The following is a 20,260-nucleotide window of genomic DNA, read 5'->3' on the forward strand; positions in this document are numbered from 1 at the left end:
AAAAAAGAGGCACTGAATTTTTAAAAATTCAGTGCCTCTCTTTTCTATTTACTAACTATCGAGTGCTTTATATTCTTTTCTATAAAATCTAGTTTTACGATTAAACAATGATTACAGCTTAGTTCATAAATACTTTTAATATAATAGTGACGATTAATAAGACGATGAGAATTAAATCAATACCTACCATAATCGTATAACGTGTGGATTTTTGACCTTGTGATTTAGCTTGTTGCATCGCTTTATAATTAGGCACTAAACTTAGTATAAGTAAGACAATAATTAAAATGATACCTATTGTGACAGACATTATTTTGTACCTCCATTCTGTTTATCAATCCATTCCCAAATAAATCCTGCTAAAAGGCCAACAATGAGACCCGCTATAACACCCATTTCCAGTGTAAAGAAGAGGGCACCTATAATAATGAAAATAATTAAAGCGATTGGCAACGTAATGCCAAATTTTAACTTACGCTCATCTGAATTAAAAATTGTAAACACAGCAAAATATAATAAGAAAAAAGTTAAAGTTGCGATAATTGTTCTTATGATTAGTGGATTAACGCTATCATGATTGGCACTGAAATAGTTTAATAGAAAGAAAACGATGCCAAATATAATAGAAATTTTAACACTCTTTTTTAACAATGCTTGCATTCATTAATACTCCTTGTATTGACCAGTAAAATTCTAACAAAAGTATATCACACTCTAAATTAATTTTTGCGACATCCTCATCCATTAAACGCTTAGAAAATGATTATAAACAATTGAATTAAAAAAAGATTATTTGCAAAAGTGAAAAATCTCAATAAAAAATATTGTAAAAAGTAACTTTGTTTAAATAGCAAAAATACTGTAAAATCAAGGTTTTTAAAAATTTGAAAAGAGTTATTACAACAGTAATGGAAGCGATTTCAAAAAGTTGTAAAATTTATGTTTTAATTTTGTCAAATTATAGTATAATAACTTCATTAAGGTAAAGGAACTTTTAAGGGAAAAGAAGGAAAGCAAAAGAGGGTTTTCTGAAAGACAAAAGTATTCGAACCTTAGATTTAATAGAGATGGGGTTATTTTAATGGATAACAATGAATTACATAGGGGGCTAAGTGCACGTCAAATTAGAATGATCGCACTTGGTGGTACTATTGGTGTTGGTTTATTTATGGGAGCAACAAGTACGATTAAATGGACTGGTCCATCAGTTATTTTTGCATATTTAATCGCAGGGATCTTTTTATTCTTAATCATGAGAGCAATGGGGGAAATGATTTACTTAAATCCAACTACTGGATCTTTCGCTACATTTGCGAGTGATTACATTCACCCTGCAGCAGGATATATGACAGCATGGAGTAATATCTTCCAATGGATTGTTGTAGGAATGAGTGAAGTTATTGCAGTGGGCGAGTATATGAATTATTGGTTCCCGAACTTGCCACAATGGATTCCTGGTGTTGTTGCGGTGCTACTATTATTAGCAGCTAACTTAACTTCTGTAAAAGCATTCGGTGAATTTGAATTCTGGTTTGCAATGATTAAAGTTGTAACAATTATATTAATGATCATTGCTGGTTTAGGATTAATCTTCTTTGGAATTGGTAATGGTGGCCATGCGATTGGACTTTCAAATTTATGGTCTCATGGTGGCTTTATGCCTAATGGATTTGTAGGTTTCTTCTTTGCATTATCAATTGTTATTGGTTCTTACCAAGGCGTTGAATTAATTGGTATCACTGCCGGAGAAACAAAAGATCCTCAGAAAAATATTAAAAGTGCAGTAAACGGTGTTATTTGGCGTATATTAATTTTCTACATTGGTGCGATTTTCGTAATTGTTACTATCTACCCATGGGATCAATTAGGTGAAATCGGTAGCCCATTCGTAGCTACATTTGCTAAAATTGGTATCACTTTTGCAGCTGGATTAATTAACTTCGTTGTTTTAACTGCAGCATTATCTGGATGTAACTCAGGTATCTTTAGTGCAAGTCGTATGATCTTTACATTAGGTCAAAAAGGTCAAATGCCTAAAATCTTTACACGAGTTATGAAAAATGGTGTACCATTCTATCCAGTATTAGCCATTGCTTTAGGTATCTTAGTAGGTGCGTTATTAAATGTTATTCTTCCTTTATTTATTAAAGGTGCGGATAGTATTTTCGTATATGTATATAGTGCATCCATATTACCTGGTATGATTCCTTGGTTTATGATTTTAATTAGTCACATTCGTTTCAGAAGATTGCATCCTGAGAAGGTTGAAGGTCATCCATTCAAAATGCCAGGTGGAACGTTTGCTAGTGCAATTACAATCTTATTCTTATTAATTGTATTAATTGGTATGTTATTCAACAAAGAAACAGTTGTTTCAGTTGTCATTGGTATTATTTTCTTAGCAGCGGTAACGACTTACTACTTCGTTCGTGGACATCACAAAAATGATGGATACCGTAAAGTTAAATAAACGCATAAATAAATCAAACATCATCAACACATGATTCAAAATGGACTAAGACACACGGCGCTTAGATTCATATGAAGGGGAGTGGTACAATGAATTTAAATCAATTCTGTACCGCTCTCTTTTTAACACTTTTACCGAAAGAAAGCGTCGTAACAAAATGAACTAAAACCCAAGTCATAATGTCTTAGTTACATTAAATAAGCCAGTAAGAGAATTTTTATTAAATTCACTTACTGGCTTTTCTATATCTTATGTCTTGTTTGAAAAGGTTAATGCTTAAATTCCACATTTGATAAATGCTTACGATAATTATCAAGTGCCATTTTTGATTGCGTGATGAAATCTAATGACGTTTCATAATTTAATGCAATATAACGATAGAAAAGAACATCAATCGTAAACATCTGAGCAAATAAAGAAGTAGTTGCTCCCATACGCAATTCATTTTCGTCTGAATGGCCATACGTTAGAACAATATCAGAAAGCTTGGCTACATGATTATGCTCAGAACTTGAGATGGTAATAATTGGAATATGGTAATCTGAAACCACTTTGACCATCGCTCGAAGTTCACTTTGATCGCCGTTATTCGTTATAAATACTACACAATCATCCTTATCATGCGTAGACAACATCGTTGTAAATAAATGTGTTTCTTGTACAAGTTGAACATTTAGCCCAATACGCGATAATTTTTGATATAAATCCGTAGCACAGACGTATGATGCGCCATAGCCAAATATAAAAATCGTATTCGCACGTTTAAACTGTTTGCATATGTTATCTATTGTTGCATTATCTGCAAAGGTAGAACTCTTTTGAAGTGCTTCTTCTGCACGATGATATAACTTCTTTTTTAAAGTGTCTACCGACTCATTGTTAAGCAGTTCAATCTTATACGGCGTTTCCTTTTTAGGGAATAAAGTTGCTAATTGTGTTCTGACTTCATGAAAGCTTTGATTAATTAATTTTTGGCTATATCGATTTAATGTTGAAACACTCATTTCCAGTTCTTCAGCAATCTCCTGATTCGACATGCGAATCACTTTATGTGGTGAGTTTAATATGAATCGTGATAATTTCTTTTCATTTTTAGAAAAAGAAGGATAATTGTCGTCGATTAAATATAAAATGTTTGTCATCTAATCACCTAGTTTATTTAAGTTTCTCATTTCTTTAGTCGTACCGAAAAAGTATGTGAAAATAAAACCACCTAGGTACGCAGATAGTAATCCTATAATGTAGCCTAAATATTTCTGATGTGCAATTAAAGGTAATAATGAAATACCACTAGGTCCTATTGCGGTAGCACCGATATGTCCAATTCCACCGATAACGGCACCGCCAATACCACCACCGATACAAGCGGTAATAAAAGGTCGACCTAATGGTAAAGTCACACCATAAATAAGCGGTTCACCAATTCCTAAGAAACCAACAGGTAATGCACCTTTAATCGCATTTCTTAGTGTTGTATTGTGTTTACATCTTACCCATAAAGCTAAAGCTGCACCTACTTGTCCAGCACCGGCCATTGCTGCGATAGGTAGTAAGTAAGTTGCACCAGATTGATTAATTAATTCGATGTGTATCGGGGTGAATATATGATGTAAGCCTAACATAACAAGTGGTAAGAAGAACGCACCTATAATAAATCCGCTAAATATGCCACCTACACCAATAACCCAATTTACGACGCCCACCAAACCGTCAGATATAAATCCGGCAATAGGCATAATTAGGAATATCGTTAGCAAACCTATAATGAGTAATGATATTGTTGGTGTTACGATAATATCTATTGCATTTGGAACGACTTTATGTAGCTTTTTCTCAATCATACTTAATAACCATACTGCTAAGATAACCCCTATAATACCACCTTGACCTGCTAATAAAGGTTCACCAGTAAAGATATTTTTGATTGGGTTGTCTTCAGTAATACCTGTTAATAATGTGGTACCCCCAATAACACCACCTAAACCTGGCGTTGCACCGAATACTTTAGCAGCATTAAATCCAGTAAAGATAGCTAAATACGCTAACATACCATCTTTAATGACATTAAGTACGGCTACAAGCTGTTTGACCCAATCTGCTGAAATAGTGCCTGCTGTAATAAAGTTATTGAGTACTGCCGCAATACCACCAATTAAACCGGCACCTATAAATGCAGGGATTAATGGTATAAAGATGTTAGCAATAGACTTTAAAATCTTGTTAAGTTTACTTTGTTTGTGCTTTTGTTGATAGTCATTTTTATTTTCTTTAGCTTGCGCTTCAATATTAGACTTATTGCTATGGTGGGGGATATCTTCTCCTAGTTGCACACCACTTAGCTTGACCATTTCAGCTGATACCTTATTAACTATACCGGGTCCAACCACGACTTGAAGACGCTCATCTTGTACTACGCCGAGTACACCATCTATATTTTTAAGCTTTGAGTAATCAATTTTTGACGCATCATTTATTTTTAAACGCACACGTGTCATACAATGAATGATATTATCCACGTTATCAATGCCACCAACCGCATCTAAGATATGATGGGCTAATTGTTGATCCTTATTCATATCATTGCCTCCTTAAGATTGTATTGCTTGTTTCACAATACCGTTATGCTTTACTAGTCTCGATTTAGCATCACTTTTCGTTGTGTCACATAGATTCATAACGATTGCAACTTTGATATCATTGTCGGCTTGTTGATATAATGATTGCGCTTCTTCAAAAGTTAAGCCACAAATGTCTTCAATAATATGTATAGAGCGTTGTTCAAGTTTGTAATTTGTCGCCTTTAAGTCAACCATCAAGTTATCATACACTTTTCCAACACCAATCATAGTCATGGTTGATATCATATTAAGCACAAGCTTTTGTGCTGTGCCTGATTTTAGTCTCGTAGAGCCAGCTAGTACTTCAGGTCCAACATTGACTTCAAGTGCATGATTAGCGATTGTACTGATGTCACTATTTGAATTGCATGATAGAGCGACTGTCATTGCATTGGTTTCATTAGCGTACGTTAACGCTCCTTTAACATAAGGCGTACGTCCACTAGCGGAAATACCTACGACAACATCTTTATGATTTAAATGGATTGTTTTTAAATCGGTCATTCCCATTTCTACGTTATCTTCAGCACCCTCGATTGCTTCAGTCATAGCTTGTTGACCTCCAGCAATTAAACCAATCACTTCATTTGGCTGTGTATTAAAGGTTGGAACACATTCGGCTGCATCTAATACACCTAAACGACCACTTGTACCTGCTCCAATATATATAATGCGACCACCATCGCGAAATCGAGTGATGGTTGCTTCAATGACTTTATTTAACTGTGGCAGTATAGAGGCTACTGCTTTAGCTACTAATTGATCTTCTTGATTCATTGCTTTTAAAGCTTCTAAAATAGACATTTCATCTAAATGCATCGTTTGTGTATTTCTACTTTCAGTTGTTAAATGTTCCATTAGCGTTTCTCCTTTTCAGTAATAAATTCAAAAGTGTCACCAGGTTGGATTAAGTCAATCATTGCTATATCTTCAGCACATATTGAAGCAACATGATTAATCGCTTTATGACTAGGCAAATCTGATTTAATAATTTGCAACTCACCTTCGTAACGTTTGTTAAGTGAATTATCCACTGTAATATCTCCTCTAGTGCGATTATGATTCGAATGATTATTAGGAGGAATACTGACCTTTGTTGATCTAGAATACTTAGATCGTATGACAAATTCTGGCGCATCAAGTCGAGATGTATGATGTTTGAAGATGAGTTGCTCGTATGATTCATCAAAATAACTTAGACGAAGCTTGAAATGACGATGATCAACCATCTGCTGTAAAGCGATTGCCTCTGAGCGGGTGATAGCAGTGTCACCAATAAGAATATAGTTTAGTCTAGAATGAACTAAAGCTTGTGCAGATTGAAGTAACGTCATATGTCTGTGTTGCTCAATAGTTGGAAGTCCCTTGAATATTGGACCTCTAAAAGTAGTTCCAGGAATAAAGGCCATAATCGGAGCATGTTCATCATATTTTCGTATAAGCTCATTTTGTTGTTCAATGAAACTTAGAGCTAAACCTGTATCAGGTCTAGGGTAGTAATTATGGCAAAAATAGATTTTCGGTAATGATTTTTGATTATAAAGTGTATCAAGGGTATGAGCAGTAATCGTACTAGCATTTAAACAACACTTTAAATGATGCTGATATAAGTCTTCTATTAAACTACGCTTAAAATCTTCATCTATTCTAATAACAAAATCCCCATTTGGAAATTGATCGAAAAAACGGTAAACATTTTGATTCAGCAATGAAGGATTGATATCAATGATATAGGTTACTGATGTATCTTTTAACAATTGACATAATTCTCCCAAATACGTCAATTTTGTCTCATCATTTTCCTCAGGTATTTGTAATGATGTGAAAATAACGTCATAACCAAGATGAACCATATCTAAAATATAAGAAGTATTTAATGGTTGACCTAAATAAACTGAGAAACCTAGCATGTGAATCCTCCTTAATTACTGTAATCACTTACAATTATAGCGTTTCACGTTTTTTATTACAATTTACATATATATTATATAATTTTTATATTTAATTGGTGGATCGCTAAGTATTTAAAGATGAGATTGAATGATAGAATTGATGTGAATTTATAACTAAGAAAGATGCATAAAAGTTTGAAGAAATCATGGGCATCGATGGTTGGACAGGGGGAATGAAACTACTGGAACGCATTTAACAAGTGAACGAATGTTTGGTGAATTTGATTTTGGCGTTGTTGCAAATCAATTAATATTGTTCCTTGTTGAAAATCATGTAACGGGTGTGAGGATAAATGATTCAGTAATTTATTATAAGTATGTTTGAGTTCAAGTGAAGGGGATGTGTGACTATTGTTAGTGTCATTTTGAAGCGTTAAAGCTAAATCATGACTGAAATGATGAATCGAAGTATGATACGCGTCAATTTCTTGATTTAAGTACCGGTCATCCATTAGATAGTAATATCGTATCTTTTCGATGTGCGTGAGTAGCAAAATGAGTTGTTGACGAATTTGAGTTAATTGATCCAAGGTATGCGAAACTCCTTACTTTGAAGGTATTAAGTCTTAAAAGAGGTAGAACGTAGAGGACCAACCGAACATATTAGTCAGTATGCTCGATTGGATTTAAAAATTGAGTATAATTTTGTATTGAAATATCGTATGTTTTAATCGTCTTTTCGAAGGAATAAGAAATATCATAAATATCGAGTACTGGTAGTTCCCGTGTTCGACCTAAACCGATTTCATATATAATGGCTAGCCATTCACCATTACGACATAGTAAACCAATAAATATCACATTTTCAGCAATAGTGTCATGATGATCATTGAAGTCAATCAACATAACATTTCGCTCAGAACTATAGATTAATATGTCTGTAAATAGACGAGGTAAAGTAATTTGTTCTGTATCTTCGAATTTAATTAAGTCAGTCATATGGGTAAGTGATTTACGAACATGCGTGTTAGGTATATTGATAAGCTGATTAATAATAGATTCAATCTCTTTCGTATAAGGTAATGTTGAATAAGATTGGCTTTCTATTAAGGTTAAATATAGAGATACTAATTGCTGTTCATTAAAATGAATTTGTATTTTATCCTCAGAATTTTGAATTTGATAGCCACCATGTTTCCCTTTATGTGCGTATATTTGAACACCTTGATTTTCTAAATCAGCAATATCACGACTAATTGTACGAACAGAAACATTTAAGTGTTGTGCCAGTTCTGATGCATTGATTGTTTTACCTTGTTGTATCAATGAAATAATTTGATTTTGGCGATCCAATTTCTTCAACATAAACACCACCTATAACCATTACATATTACATTAATTATAACATAACACTGACATTGAAGACATTTTGAGAATAGTCGTAGATTATGTGTGTAAAATTAAACATTTTTTATTTAGAAAACGCTTACAAATCAAAGCGTTTTATGCTAATATATTATTTGTAACAGGGGAGAACGAATTCAAACAAAGGGGTAGAAGCTATATAACAGATAGCTTGTTGTGAATCGTTCGAGTTACATCGAAACATCTTCAATATTTATTACTTACTTTCCTTTCTATTTGTCGGCTAGCAGATGACTAGCCGATTTTTTTGTGTTGTAATTTAAAAATACCTATGACAAATAAATACAGTAAGATACAATAAAGTGAAATAGATCGTTGAGGTGAAATGATGCAAAATGAACTTCATTATATAGATACACATATCATGAATTGGTTAACACACTTAGATGATGTTATTCCACAATTAATCAAAGATATGTCTACGGATACCAAACTAAATCGCTTTGATTTAGTTACTAATGTAGACAAGCAACTTCAAAACAAATTTGAAATGTATTTATCTGAACACTTTCCTGGTCATCAATTGTTAGCTGAAGAAAAAGATAATGATACGATTCAGCCATACGAGGGTCATTTATGGATTATGGATCCAATTGATGGTACGGCAAATTTGGTTAAGCAACAAGAAGATTATTGTATTATCATTGCATATTTCGTTGATGGGGAACCTAAACTGTCGTACATATATGATTATCCTCATGATAAATTGTACAAGGCTGTAGCGGGTAAGGGGGCATCAGCCATTATTGCCACCTCGTGAATTACAATTACGTGATGCTATCATTTCTTTTGGAACACAATATATAAATGAGGATACAAGTAAAGCATTATATGATGCGTCATTCAGCGTGAGAAATATTGGATCATGTGGATTAGATTCAGTCAGAGTCATCAAAGGGCAATTTGGCGCACATATTAATACAAACCCTAAACCGTGGGATATAGCAGCACAATTTTTATTTGCAAAAGAATTAAATCTGGAAATGACACAATTAAATGGCGAACCTTTAGACTTTGCTAAGAGTGGTCCTTTCATTATTAGTAACCGTGGTTGTTATAAAGCTATTTTGGCTATTATCAATCGAGATGGTGGCTATCATATTTAATACTCATAATCGCTAGTTTAAGAAAAGTTAGTTCTTAAGACGTATAGCAAGTTAATCATTTTAATATATAATTATGATATTAATTCATAAAAAAGAATAGGAGTGGTAGGATGCGTAGAACGCATAAACGAATGAGCCTGCCCGTAAAAATAGTTACATGGTTTATAGGAATATTGTTTGTACTAGCAATTGTAGCGACAATTTTTGTGGTGGCTAGTATTTTTATCACGAGTGGTAAGATTCATAATCCATTAAATAGACAACATTCAGAATTGAGATCAAAGAATATAAGTTTATCTAACGGTGACCCATTTACCATTGCATTATTTGGTGTTGACTCAGATGCACAACGTAAAAGTCAAAATGATGGTGAAAGAAGTGACACAATCATGCTTCTTTCTGTTAATCCGAAGAAACAAACAACAGAAATCGTCAGTGTGCCTCGAGATACACAAGCTGATATTGTAGGTAAAGGTACAACAGAGAAAATCAATCATGCTTATGCTTATGGTGGGCCGACGATGGCTGTTAAATCATTAGAGAAACTAATGAATGTCCCTATCGATCATTATGCGACGGTTGATATGGATGGCTTACATGATATGATTGATGCTTTAGGTGGCGTCGATGTTACGAGTAATGATACTTTCACTACGAAAAGAACAAACTTTGTAAAAGGTCAATCTACACACGTAGATGGTGATACTGCAATGGCCTTTATACGTAGTCGTAAAGAAGAGGGTGCTGGTGGCGATTTCGGTCGTCAAGAACGACAACAATTAATCCTTCAAGCGATGGCTAATAAGATGACAAGTACGTCAGCATTGACCCATTTCCCATCATTAATGAATCAAATCCAGAAAAATGTAAAAACAGATTTAACGTTAAATGACATGAACGATATTAGAAAAAATTATAAAAACGCCAATGCAACAGTGAACCGTCATCAATTAGAAGGGCAAGGAGGCATTCAAGATGATGGCCTTTGGTACTTTATACCAAATGATAACTCAAAACAGAATGCTACAGATGTGTTAAATAATAACTTGTAAGCATTATGAACGGGACAAAAGTTAAAATAAATGCGTTGTCCCACTCTTTCTCTTTTGCTATTCAAGTAAACCTATACTTATAGAGGTAGGCTATCAAACTTAAAAGTGTTTGGTCCTACCTCTTTTTGTATACTCTAAAAAATTAAAATATAATATATATTTAAAAATTAGGTTTGTAATAGTGGAATGTATTATTAATATTTAATTCTTTTAAAATTGCAAAAATTTATGAAACGCTTAACATTTAATGAAATAAGTAATACAATTAATGTAATTCTATGTTCAATATATGTGGGGTATTGGAATGGAATGGTTACGTCGTTAAAGTCATTTTACGGAAAATTTTAATATAGATGGGGTGGAGAGTATGCAAGAACATTTAATCGTCACGCTTGATGGCACAGATTATCTTGTAGAACCAGGAACAAGTTTGCTCGAGTTTATAAAATCTCGTGATACTTTCGTACCTTCAATTTGTTATAACGAGTCAATGGGACCAATCCAAACATGTGATACATGTATGGTCGAAATTGACGGCAAAATTGAACGTGCGTGTAGCACTGTTGTAGATCGACCTATGACAGTTAATACTCAAAATAGCGATGTGAAAGCGAGCCAAAAAGAAGCTTTAGATCGTATTTTAGAAAAACACATGTTGTATTGTACAGTATGTGATTATAATAACGGTGACTGTGAAATACATAATGCCATGGATGCATGGGGGTTAGAGGAGCAGTCATACGAATATAAGACGAAGCCATATGAAAAAGACTATGGTCCATTTTATCGATATGACCCAGATCAATGTATTCTCTGTGGTCGATGTGTCGAAGCATGTCAGGATATCGAAGTAAATGAAACCATCTCAATCGACTGGAATCGTGAACATCCTAGAGTTATCTGGGATAATGATGTTCCGATTAATGAGTCATCATGTGTATCATGTGGTCAATGTGCAACTGTTTGTCCTTGTAATGCCATGATGGAAGTTAACATGGAGGGCAATGCTGGTTATATGACAGATACTGAACCAGGTTCATTAGCAGCAATGATTGATTTAACTAAGAAAGCTGAACCAGGTGATGGTCTTTTATTCGCAGTATCAGATTCTGAAGCGGAAATGCGTAAAGAACGTATTAAGAAAACGAAAACAGTTTGTACATATTGTGGCGTAGGTTGCTCATTTGATGTTTGGACTAAAGATAGAGAAGTGCTTAAAGTTCAACCATCACACGATTCACCAGCAAACAAAATTGCTACATGTGTGAAAGGTAAATTCTCTTGGGGTCATATTAATTCAGACCAACGTTTAACAAAACCACTTGTGAGAAAAGACGGTGAGTTCCATGAAGTTGAATGGGATGAAGCGTTGGATGTAATTGAATCTAACTTCAAACGCATTAAAGATGAATACGGTGGCGATCATCTTGCATTTATCGCATCATCTAAAGGTACAAATGAAGAGTCTTATTTAATGCAAAAACTATCTAGACAAGTCTTTGGTTCTAACAACGTTGATAACTGTTCAAGATATTGCCAAGCGCCAGCGACTAAAGGTTTATTTAGAACAGTAGGTCACGGCGGTGACTCAGGTTCAATTGAAGACCTTGAGAGAGCTGCAATGACTGTATTAATTGGTACAAATACAGCTGAAGCGCACCCAGTCATTGCTTCTAGAATGAAACGTGGACAAAAACTATTTGGTTCAAAAATGCATGTATTTGATATCAGAAAACATGAAATGGCTGAACGTGCTGATGCTTTTTATCAACCTAAACCTGGTACTGATTTAGTTTGGTTAGGCGCAGCTACAAAATATATCATTGACAATGATTTGCATGATAAAGACTTCTTAAATGAATGGGTAGATAATTACGAAGATTATTATAAATCATTAGAACTATTTACAATGGATTTTGCAGAAGAAGCAACTGGTATTCCTAAAGAACAAATTATTAGCTTTGCAGAAGAAGCGGCTAAAGCAGAATCAATGTCAATTTGTTGGGCTATGGGTGTTACACAACAAGATATCGGTAGTGATACAAGTACAGCAATTTCTAACTTACTACTTGTAACTGGTAACTACAGAAAACCAGGTTCAGGTGCTTATCCACTACGTGGTCATAATAACGTACAAGGTGCGAGTGATATGGGTAGTATGCCGGATCAATTTACTGGATATCAAAAAGTTGACAATGACGAAGTGAGAGCGAAGTTTGAGAAAGAATATGGTGTCAAATTAAATCCAAAACCTGGTCGCGATAATCACCAAATGATGGAAGGTATCCATAATGGAGATATTCAATCATTATACTTATACGGTGAAGATACAGGAATCGTTGACTCTAACATCAATTTCGTACAATCTGCATTAGAAAAAGTAGAATTCTTAGTTGTTCAAGATGAGTTCTTAACATTTACAGCAACATATGCAGATGTTGTTTTACCAGCAAGTCCATCACTTGAAAAAGATGGTACGTTCACGAATACAGAACGTCGTATTCAACGAATCAACCAAGCTTTAAAACCATTAGGAGATTCTAAACCAGATTGGCAAATCTTCCAATTAATCGCTCAAAGAATGGGCTATGATTGGGGTTATAAACATCCATCAGAAATCATGGATGAAATTGCACGACTCACACCACTATACGCTGGTGTAAGCTATGATCGATTACAAGGTTTCAACAGTCTTCAATGGCCTGTTGCACCAGATGGTACAGATGAACCAACGTTATATATGAATGGTTTTAACTTTGAAAATGGTCGTGCTAAATTATTCCCATTAACATTTGATAACTTCTTCAAAGAAGATGAAGTTTATGATTTACATGTTAACAACGGTCGTTTACTTGAACATTTCCATGAAGGTAATATGACATATCAAACTGAAATGATTAAATATAAAATGCCTAATGCATTTGTTGAAATTTCACCAGAACTAGCAAAAGAACGTGATATTCATGAAGGTGCAGAACTACGATTGATTTCTGAAACTGGGGAAGCAATATTGATTGCCACAATTACCGATCGAGTTAAAGGTAAAGAAATCTATATTCCTTTAAATAATGATGCTATGTCAAATGGTGATTTAGGTGCTATCAATAAATTAACGAACAGTGATGTCGATCAATATACAGACACACCATCATATAAACGAACAAGTTGTCGTATGGAAGTATTGACACGTAAAGGTAAGTCACCATTAAATCCAACAAACTTCCGTGTCGATAAGCAACGTAATCCGCAATATAGTGTCCAAGTACAGAAAAAATGGGAACGTCCTGATTATGTTTTCCCAGGAAATGTGGTGGATAAATAATGGCTGAAAGAATAACAAAAATTAAACGTTTAGAGAAGTCTGAAGCGCAAATTAAACTTGAAAGTATTAATGAAGTCACAGATGCTATTGCTGAAAATAAAGATAGTATTTTAAAAGCAATTCGTATAGTGAAAGCATTAGATGAGGCGAAAATTCTTGATTTAATGAATGGCGGCATTAGAGGACGTCAAGTGATCATTAATAAATTTATGACCGAGCTTAATAAAGACTTATATGCAGGTTTAATTACAAATTTAGCACCAATGGTCTTTATGTTAGGTGAGCTCAATGTACAAGAATTAAGCCAATTCTTAAATAAACTGAATAAAGGCTTACATGTTGCAAATCAAGCTAATCCTAATGCTAAAACAAGTATTCGTAGTCTAATGGGTGTACTTAAAGACGATGATATGAATCGTAGCTTAACATATATGCTTAACTTACTGAAAGGTATGTCAAGAGACGAGAAATAATGTAATTAAAATAAGTAGGGAGTGAGACGATGAATTCAGTCTCACTCCTTACTTCGTTTCTTTAAATAAATTTATAAGTACTTTCAACTTAAATTATGGTAAGGTGGACTATATATTAATAAAAAGGGGTGAGAACAATTCATCCAAACGCAATTAAAATTATGACAGTGATTTCTAATGTGTTCATTATTTTAGGAATTATTTTTTTAGTGATGATGCAAATGGTGCTAGCCATTTCAATGTTTGCTGTATCACTGGCAATTAGTTTGGTTATCTTCAATGTATTATTCAGAGACCGAACTGGCATGAAGATTGTCATCAACATATCGTTTGCGATTGTCTTAATTGTTATTATCATTACTTACTTATATTTATCTTAATTAGCTATATAAAGGATTGTCAGTGACATGAAACAATTATCTCATTTACGTTTGCCAATCATATTGTTAGGCACTATCATCATTATTTTCATTGTTTTATTAATTATTAATCACTCGGATTTGTTGGAAAATGATCGTCATTATAGCTTTCAAGAAGCATTACAGAAACAAACGGATACAAGTGTGTTAAATACAGTTGAAAGCAATGGTCAATTTGTGAATGCGAATAACCAAGACATAGAGAAGGCGATGCGCATATCACGAGATGATAATAACTTTAAATACATGGATATTTCACAACAAGTTCCAATGTCGAAACAAGAAGTAAATCAGATGCTAAAAGGATACGGTATTCTTGAAAATCAAGCCGATGCTTTTATAGAGGCGCAAGATAAATATAAAGTGAATATCATCTACTTAATAAGCCATGCACGTGTTGAAACGGCGAATGGTGAATCTAAACTCGCTAGTGGTATCAAAGATGGCAAGACACGGTATTATAATTTTTTTGGTGTGGGTGCCTTCGATGAAAATGCAATACATACAGGTAAAAGCTACGCGAAAGAAGCAGCATGGACGACACCACGCAAAGCAATACTAGGTGGTGCCAAATTTATTCGTGCGAACTATTTTGATAATGACCAAATTACGCTCTATCAAATGCGATGGAATCCTAAGAATCCAGGTCAGCATCAGTATGCGAGCGATATCTTATGGGCAGATCATATCGCCACATTTATGCAATCATATTATGATGAATTTGGTATTAAAAAAGATGATATTCGCAAAAACTTCTATACCTCTTGATTAGGTTAACAATTGCAGGATGTTACATTTCCAACTGCAATGATAAAGAATAGTTATGATAAAATTTAGTAGGATTTAATACTGAGGTGTAAATAAATGAAAATTGCAATAATTGGTGCAGGAATAGGTGGTTTAACCGCTGGTGCACTACTTTCAGAAAAAGGACATGACGTTTCTATCTTTGAAAGACAACCAAGCATTAGTGAAGTTGGCGCAGGGATAGGCATTGGTGATAATGTCATTAAGAAATTAGGAAAACATGACTTAGCTAAAGGTATCAAAAATGCGGGTCAAAACTTATCAGCGATGAATGTTCTTGATGACAAAGGAAACAGTTTATCTACTGTGAAATTAAAAGAAAACACATTAAATGTTACTTTAGCACGACAAACATTAATAGAACTCATAGAGTCTTATGTCAATCCTCAATGTATTTATACTGATCATGATGTCATTAAAGTTGATAATGTTGATCAACAAGTGCTAGTTCATTTCTCTAACCATGCGAGTCAGCGCTTTGATTTATGTATAGGTGCAGATGGCATTCATTCTGTTGTCAGACAAGCTGTTCATCCGAATGCCAAGCTACTTTATCAAGGGTATACGTGTTTTCGTGGCTTAGTGGATGATGCAAATTTACAAAACACAGATATAGCTAATGAATATTGGGGTAAACGTGGTCGCGTAGGTATTGTCCCACTTATCAATAATCAAGCGTATTGGTTTATCACAATAAATGCGTCTGAAAAGGATTCAAAATATCAATCATTTGAAAAACCACATCTTCAAGCATATTTCAATAATTATCCAGAACCCGTACGCCATATTTTAGATAAACAGAGTGAAACAGGTATTCTGAAACATGATTTATATGATATGAAACCAATCAAATCATTTGTAAACCAACGCATACTATTGTTAGGAGATGCAGCACATGCAACAACACCTAATATGGGGCAAGGTGCAGGGCAAGCAATGGAAGATGCAATTGTATTAGCCAATTGCTTAGCTGAATACGATTTGGACAAAGCGTTAAAACGCTATGATAAGTTAAGAGTTAAACATACTACTAAAGTCATTAAACGCTCAAGAAAGATTGGTAAAATAGCTCAAAAAGATAACAAATTAGTCATCTCATTACGCAATGGTGTAATGAAGCGAACACCTAAACGATTATTAAGTAGACAAACTAAATTCTTATATAAAGCGAAAAGTAAATAAAAAATAAGACGGATACTGAAGTCATTGTACATGCTTAAGTGAGTACGAATACACTTAGCCATGACCTTTCAGTTTCCGTCTTTTTTCAAATTTTAGATTACTTATTAACTATAAATTGAGGTGTGTCGCCACTTAATTTTTTGATTGTATCATTTGCAACGATTTTAGCCATCATATCTCTAGCTTCAAATGTTGCGTTACCAATATGTGGTGTGATAACGACATTATCAAGTGATTTTAATCCTTCCGTAATGTCAGGTTCAAATTCATAAACATCTAATGCAGCACCTTCGATTTCTTTTTCTTCTAAAGCTTTTACTAAAGCTTCTTCGTTTACAATAGGGCCACGACCTGCATTAATTAAATAGGCTGTTGACTTCATTCGTTTGAATTGCTCAGTATCAATCATATGATGTAAATCTGGATTATATGCAGCATTAATCGTGATGAAGTCTGCATTTTCAAGTAATGTATTTAAATCTACGTATTTCGTGCCAATTTCGCGTTCTTTTTCTTTCTTTTGATGTGGACCAGTATATAAGACATCCATATCAAAAGCTTTCGCGCGTTTAGCTACTGCACTACCAATTTCTCCTAGACCGATAATACCAATTGTTTTACCTGATACTTCACGACCTCTGAAGAATAAAGGTGCCCAACCGTCAAAACCTTTAGTACGAGATAATTTATCGCCCTCTACTATGCGACGGGCAACGGCTAAAACAAGGCCAAATGTTAATTCAGCAGTTGATGCAGTTGATGCTTTAGGTGTATTTGTAACATCAATATCTTTTTCACGTGCGTGTTTAATATCGATGTTATTAAATCCAGCACCATAGTTTGCAATGATTTTTAAGTTAGTTGCGCTATCAATTACTTCTTGATCCACATTCGTTGAAAGGATACTTATCAGTGCAGTAGCGTCTTTGACACCTTCTTTTAGCGTTTCCTTGTCAATGATGCCCTCACCATCATACATTTCAACTTCAAAGTGTTCTTTAAGTAGATTTAATCCTACTTCAGGAATTGCGCCAGCGATATAAACTTTTTCCATGATACTCACTCCTTAACATTGTTTTCTCCTTAAGTATAATAAAAGGAGAAAACGTATACAAATGTAATTCATTTCATTTTATTGAATTATTTTGAGGCCAATTACAGAGAATAGTATTAGGAAAATAAAGAATATACGGCTAAAATGTGTTGATTCTCTATAAAATATCATTCCTACAATAGCGCCTCCAGCAGTACCAATACCTGTCCAGATAGCGTAAGCAGTTCCCATTGGAATGGACGCCATTGCCAGTTTTAAAGTACTAAAACTAAAAATGAACGTCACTGCCATCAAAATAATATAAATTTTTTGTTTTGAACGTGCAAATTGATTTAACCAAATGACACCCAGTACCTCTAGTAATCCCGCAATGAGTAAATATAGCCATGACATATTACATACCTCCTTGAGGCGTGTCGTTCGTTGATAATTTGAGTCCTATAATTCCTATCAACAATAGTAGTAACAAGCCCAGTTTCGTAATCGTAAATGGTTGACCAAAGAAAAGCATATCAGCAATCACTGTACCAGCAGCTCCTATGCCTACAAACACCGCATAAACGGTCCCAACAGGTAGATGTCGAGAAGCGGAAATCATTAAATAGAAGCTTAATGCAATAAAGATTAAAGTGAATAACCAAGTAACGAAATTATGCGCATTACTTAATCCTATTACCCAAACAACTTCAATCAGACCAGCAAAGATGACTTTAAGCCATTGCATAACCTAACACTCCTTACCTATAAACGACTAATATGCTCATTCTCTCAAATCGTTGATTAAAATTCAATTTGAGAAACTTAAAAAAGCGTATGCTGTTAATGTTTAATTAACGAGGCATACGCTTTTAACTGATCATTATATATAGAAATTATGATAAGTGGATATAGTTATAAGCACTTGCTTGGCTTGCTGAAATGGTACGCGTATCTTTGACAAATGGTCCGCCAGAATAATTCATTTCTGAAACAGTTATAGAACCATCACTATTAACGCTCTCCACGTAAGCAACATGTCCATAAGTACCTTCAGATGTTTGTAGAATTGCGCCTTTTTCAGGTGTTTGATTTACCGTGTAGCCAGCTGCTGAAGCTGCACTAGCCCAATTATTCGCATTTCCCCAAGTACTTCCAATGTTGCCACCAACTCTGTCATAAACATACCACGTACATTGGCCAGCTGTATATAAATTACCAGATGTTGAAGAAGTCGTTTGTGTTGATGACGTAGTTGTTGTTGAAGTACTACTAGATGACGTACTTCCGTCAGTTATTGAAGATGAAGTAGTGCTTTGGTTATAGTTAAATGATTGTTGGTTAAATTGAGGTTGTTGATAACCGCCACCGAATTGATTGTGTTGTGGTGCTGGATTGTGATTATATTCCGCAGCATCCGCATGGTTAGCATTTAATCCTAATGCTGATACACCAATGCCTGCTGTTAAAGTTGAAATTGTAATGATTTTTTTCATAGTAAAAAGTCCTCCCAAAATATGATATTCAACAATAGGTTAAGTTAGCGATATGTTGAATAGACTTCGATTTAAGTTTTTAGTCGCTCCCAACGACACATCATACTTTAACAGATTCCAAACCCGTTATGTGCATTGTTACGCTTTCGTAAATGAAATACAAAAACCTTGAACAACTCCGTAATAAAGGGGTGCTCAAGGTTACGTAATGTAATAATGCTTGGAATATGCATGTATACTACATTATTCTTATATTTTGATAATGTTAACATATGATTTATGTTACAGGCATTTGTAACATTAGTTGGTACGCTATTTATTTAAAGAAACGAATTGATAATGGAACAACATACGCTTTTCCACTAAAATATTTCACACAAGCAACGATGTGGAATACAAAATATAAAATAGAAAGCACAAATAGCAAGATAGAAAGAATAAAGATTAATATTGTTACGATAATGATAACCGCTTCATTATTAACGGCATATATGAAGAATAACGGAACAATACAAATTCCAATGACAGCACTCCAAATGAAATATGAAATGAGCATGTTGAAGTAATTTTTTCCAGCTTTATCAACTAATTGTGATTCATTACGTTTAATAGCCCAAATAATAATCGGACCAATAATAGAAGTAAAAAAGCCTAATAAGAAGACTAACATTGCCATTAAACGCGCATCTTGCTCATTATCCCTCTGAATCGGAGAGTTGTGTGATTGATTATCATATTCTGACATAATAATACTCCTTTCAACTTATAATCATATATTACTATTAATATAACAAAGTTACTTTAAAATGATTAGTTAATTTTAAAATTAATTTAGTGTGTTTAATTTTTAGTCAAGTCCAGACTCCTGTGTAAAATGCTATACAATGTTTTTACCATTTCTACTTATCAAAATTGATGTATTTTCTTGAAGAATAAATCCATTCATCATGTAGGTCCATAAGAACGGC

20 protein-coding genes and 1 pseudogene are annotated in these 20,260 nt (G+C 34.1%); 8 read left to right on the forward strand and 13 right to left on the reverse strand.

Translation table 11 applies throughout. The features are described 5' to 3' along the window. Nucleotides 1–118: 118 nt before the first annotated feature. Both KA858_RS09125 and KA858_RS09130 read right to left on the reverse strand, forming a co-directional pair. Nucleotides 119–310, reverse strand: a complete 192-nt coding sequence (locus KA858_RS09125; protein ID WP_053028612.1) for a hypothetical protein — start codon at nt 308–310, stop codon at nt 119–121. Next, nucleotides 310–660, reverse strand: coding sequence for a hypothetical protein (locus KA858_RS09130; RefSeq protein ID WP_210135506.1), 351 nt, complete (start codon nt 658–660; stop codon nt 310–312). Before KA858_RS09130 ends, KA858_RS09125 begins: the two co-directional genes overlap by 1 nt. Before the next feature lie 421 nt (nt 661–1,081). Here KA858_RS09130 and KA858_RS09135 point away from each other — a divergent pair, with 421 nt between their 5' ends. Then, nucleotides 1,082–2,470: an amino acid permease gene (locus KA858_RS09135; protein WP_053028610.1), complete on the forward strand. Its 1,389-nt coding sequence runs from the start codon at nt 1,082–1,084 to the stop codon at nt 2,468–2,470. A 269-nt stretch (nt 2,471–2,739) separates the two neighbouring features. On the opposite strand, the gene KA858_RS09140 is transcribed toward KA858_RS09135, so the two are convergent. From KA858_RS09140 to KA858_RS09165, 6 genes are all read right to left on the reverse strand, one after another. Further along, on the reverse strand, nt 2,740–3,612 hold the full coding sequence (locus KA858_RS09140) for a MurR/RpiR family transcriptional regulator (RefSeq protein WP_210135507.1): 873 nt from the start codon (nt 3,610–3,612) through the stop codon (nt 2,740–2,742). Further along, nucleotides 3,613–5,046, reverse strand: coding sequence for a PTS transporter subunit EIIC (locus KA858_RS09145; RefSeq protein ID WP_210135508.1), 1,434 nt, complete (start codon nt 5,044–5,046; stop codon nt 3,613–3,615). A 12-nt stretch (nt 5,047–5,058) separates the two neighbouring features. After that, the gene (murQ, locus tag KA858_RS09150; RefSeq protein WP_210135509.1) at nt 5,059–5,946 is read right to left on the reverse strand and encodes an N-acetylmuramic acid 6-phosphate etherase; all 888 of its coding nucleotides are present in this window, start codon (nt 5,944–5,946) and stop codon (nt 5,059–5,061) included. Further along, nucleotides 5,946–6,998, reverse strand: a complete 1,053-nt coding sequence (locus tag KA858_RS09155) for a MupG family TIM beta-alpha barrel fold protein (protein WP_210135510.1) — start codon at nt 6,996–6,998, stop codon at nt 5,946–5,948. Before KA858_RS09155 ends, murQ begins: the two co-directional genes overlap by 1 nt. 221 nt (nt 6,999–7,219) lie before the next feature. Further along, nucleotides 7,220–7,570, reverse strand: a complete 351-nt coding sequence (locus KA858_RS09160) for a hypothetical protein (protein WP_210135511.1) — start codon at nt 7,568–7,570, stop codon at nt 7,220–7,222. A gap of 73 nt (nt 7,571–7,643) precedes the next feature. Then, the gene (locus KA858_RS09165; RefSeq protein ID WP_182739049.1) at nt 7,644–8,342 is read right to left on the reverse strand and encodes a helix-turn-helix transcriptional regulator; all 699 of its coding nucleotides are present in this window, start codon (nt 8,340–8,342) and stop codon (nt 7,644–7,646) included. A 388-nt stretch (nt 8,343–8,730) separates the two neighbouring features. Between KA858_RS09165 and KA858_RS09170 the strand changes: the two are divergent. The 7 genes and pseudogenes from KA858_RS09170 (at nt 8,731) to KA858_RS09200 (ending at nt 16,766) form a co-directional block, all read left to right on the forward strand. Next, nucleotides 8,731–9,511 (forward strand): annotated as a pseudogene (locus KA858_RS09170) (inositol monophosphatase family protein). A 110-nt stretch (nt 9,512–9,621) separates the two neighbouring features. After that, nucleotides 9,622–10,563 carry an LCP family glycopolymer transferase gene (locus KA858_RS09175; protein ID WP_210135512.1) on the forward strand — a complete coding sequence of 314 codons (942 nt, stop codon included), beginning with the start codon at nt 9,622–9,624 and terminating at the stop codon, nt 10,561–10,563. A 367-nt stretch (nt 10,564–10,930) separates the two neighbouring features. Next, entirely contained in the window at nt 10,931–13,885 is a 2,955-nt protein-coding gene (gene fdhF, locus KA858_RS09180) for a formate dehydrogenase subunit alpha (protein WP_210135513.1), read from the forward strand. Beyond that, entirely contained in the window at nt 13,885–14,358 is a 474-nt protein-coding gene (locus KA858_RS09185) for a helical membrane plugin domain-containing protein (RefSeq protein ID WP_053028601.1), read from the forward strand. The genes fdhF and KA858_RS09185 overlap by 1 nt, the downstream gene beginning before the upstream one ends. Before the next feature lie 161 nt (nt 14,359–14,519). Then, the gene (locus KA858_RS09190; RefSeq protein ID WP_053029047.1) at nt 14,520–14,738 is read left to right on the forward strand and encodes a hypothetical protein; all 219 of its coding nucleotides are present in this window, start codon (nt 14,520–14,522) and stop codon (nt 14,736–14,738) included. A gap of 27 nt (nt 14,739–14,765) precedes the next feature. Further along, complete coding sequence (locus KA858_RS09195) at nt 14,766–15,545, forward strand: N-acetylglucosaminidase (protein ID WP_107628972.1); 780 nt, start codon at nt 14,766–14,768, stop codon at nt 15,543–15,545. Nucleotides 15,546–15,641: 96 nt separating this feature from the next. Continuing rightward, nucleotides 15,642–16,766: an FAD-dependent monooxygenase gene (locus KA858_RS09200; protein WP_210135514.1), complete on the forward strand. Its 1,125-nt coding sequence runs from the start codon at nt 15,642–15,644 to the stop codon at nt 16,764–16,766. Nucleotides 16,767–16,863: 97 nt separating this feature from the next. On the opposite strand, the gene KA858_RS09205 is transcribed toward KA858_RS09200, so the two are convergent. The 5 genes from KA858_RS09205 to KA858_RS09225 all read right to left on the reverse strand — a co-directional run bounded on the left by KA858_RS09205 (nt 16,864) and on the right by KA858_RS09225 (nt 20,037). Continuing rightward, nucleotides 16,864–17,820, reverse strand: coding sequence for a 2-hydroxyacid dehydrogenase family protein (locus tag KA858_RS09205; protein WP_210135515.1), 957 nt, complete (start codon nt 17,818–17,820; stop codon nt 16,864–16,866). Between the two features lie 78 nt (nt 17,821–17,898). Then, nucleotides 17,899–18,213: a DMT family transporter gene (locus KA858_RS09210; RefSeq protein WP_210135516.1), complete on the reverse strand. Its 315-nt coding sequence runs from the start codon at nt 18,211–18,213 to the stop codon at nt 17,899–17,901. 1 nt (nt 18,214) lies between these two features. Next, nucleotides 18,215–18,544 (reverse strand): DMT family transporter, encoded by a 330-nt coding sequence (locus KA858_RS09215; protein ID WP_075108035.1) that lies wholly within the window; start codon nt 18,542–18,544, stop codon nt 18,215–18,217. 148 nt (nt 18,545–18,692) lie between these two features. Beyond that, a complete protein-coding gene (locus KA858_RS09220) occupies nt 18,693–19,292 on the reverse strand; it encodes a CHAP domain-containing protein (RefSeq protein ID WP_070855301.1) in 600 nt (199 codons plus the stop codon). 316 nt (nt 19,293–19,608) lie between these two features. Next, a complete protein-coding gene (locus KA858_RS09225; protein ID WP_053028594.1) occupies nt 19,609–20,037 on the reverse strand; it encodes a magnetosome magnetite crystal formation protein family in 429 nt (142 codons plus the stop codon). Nucleotides 20,038–20,260: the final 223 nt, after the last annotated feature.

The organism is Staphylococcus sp. GDX8P80P (assembly GCF_017893095.1).
Taxonomy (GTDB): Bacteria; Bacillota; Bacilli; order Staphylococcales; family Staphylococcaceae; genus Staphylococcus; species Staphylococcus borealis.

What these genes read in the sequence shown, in the direction of transcription:
- KA858_RS09205 (WP_210135515.1), bottom strand. Translation starts at nt 17,820, where the DNA reads ATGGAAAAAGTTTATATCGCTGGCGCAATTCCTGAAGTAGGATTAAAT.
- KA858_RS09215 (WP_075108035.1), bottom strand. Translation starts at nt 18,544, where the DNA reads ATGCAATGGCTTAAAGTCATCTTTGCTGGTCTGATTGAAGTTGTTTGG.
- KA858_RS09185 (WP_053028601.1), top strand. Translation starts at nt 13,885, where the DNA reads ATGGCTGAAAGAATAACAAAAATTAAACGTTTAGAGAAGTCTGAAGCG.
- murQ (WP_210135509.1), bottom strand. Translation starts at nt 5,946, where the DNA reads ATGGAACATTTAACAACTGAAAGTAGAAATACACAAACGATGCATTTA.
- KA858_RS09130 (WP_210135506.1), bottom strand. Translation starts at nt 660, where the DNA reads ATGCAAGCATTGTTAAAAAAGAGTGTTAAAATTTCTATTATATTTGGC.
- KA858_RS09225 (WP_053028594.1), bottom strand. Translation starts at nt 20,037, where the DNA reads ATGTCAGAATATGATAATCAATCACACAACTCTCCGATTCAGAGGGAT.
- KA858_RS09220 (WP_070855301.1), bottom strand. Translation starts at nt 19,292, where the DNA reads ATGAAAAAAATCATTACAATTTCAACTTTAACAGCAGGCATTGGTGTA.
- KA858_RS09135 (WP_053028610.1), top strand. Translation starts at nt 1,082, where the DNA reads ATGGATAACAATGAATTACATAGGGGGCTAAGTGCACGTCAAATTAGA.
- KA858_RS09140 (WP_210135507.1), bottom strand. Translation starts at nt 3,612, where the DNA reads ATGACAAACATTTTATATTTAATCGACGACAATTATCCTTCTTTTTCT.
- KA858_RS09200 (WP_210135514.1), top strand. Translation starts at nt 15,642, where the DNA reads ATGAAAATTGCAATAATTGGTGCAGGAATAGGTGGTTTAACCGCTGGT.
- KA858_RS09190 (WP_053029047.1), top strand. Translation starts at nt 14,520, where the DNA reads ATGACAGTGATTTCTAATGTGTTCATTATTTTAGGAATTATTTTTTTA.
- fdhF (WP_210135513.1), top strand. Translation starts at nt 10,931, where the DNA reads ATGCAAGAACATTTAATCGTCACGCTTGATGGCACAGATTATCTTGTA.
- KA858_RS09125 (WP_053028612.1), bottom strand. Translation starts at nt 310, where the DNA reads ATGTCTGTCACAATAGGTATCATTTTAATTATTGTCTTACTTATACTA.
- KA858_RS09155 (WP_210135510.1), bottom strand. Translation starts at nt 6,998, where the DNA reads ATGCTAGGTTTCTCAGTTTATTTAGGTCAACCATTAAATACTTCTTAT.
- KA858_RS09195 (WP_107628972.1), top strand. Translation starts at nt 14,766, where the DNA reads ATGAAACAATTATCTCATTTACGTTTGCCAATCATATTGTTAGGCACT.
- KA858_RS09145 (WP_210135508.1), bottom strand. Translation starts at nt 5,046, where the DNA reads ATGAATAAGGATCAACAATTAGCCCATCATATCTTAGATGCGGTTGGT.
- KA858_RS09210 (WP_210135516.1), bottom strand. Translation starts at nt 18,213, where the DNA reads ATGTCATGGCTATATTTACTCATTGCGGGATTACTAGAGGTACTGGGT.
- KA858_RS09175 (WP_210135512.1), top strand. Translation starts at nt 9,622, where the DNA reads ATGCGTAGAACGCATAAACGAATGAGCCTGCCCGTAAAAATAGTTACA.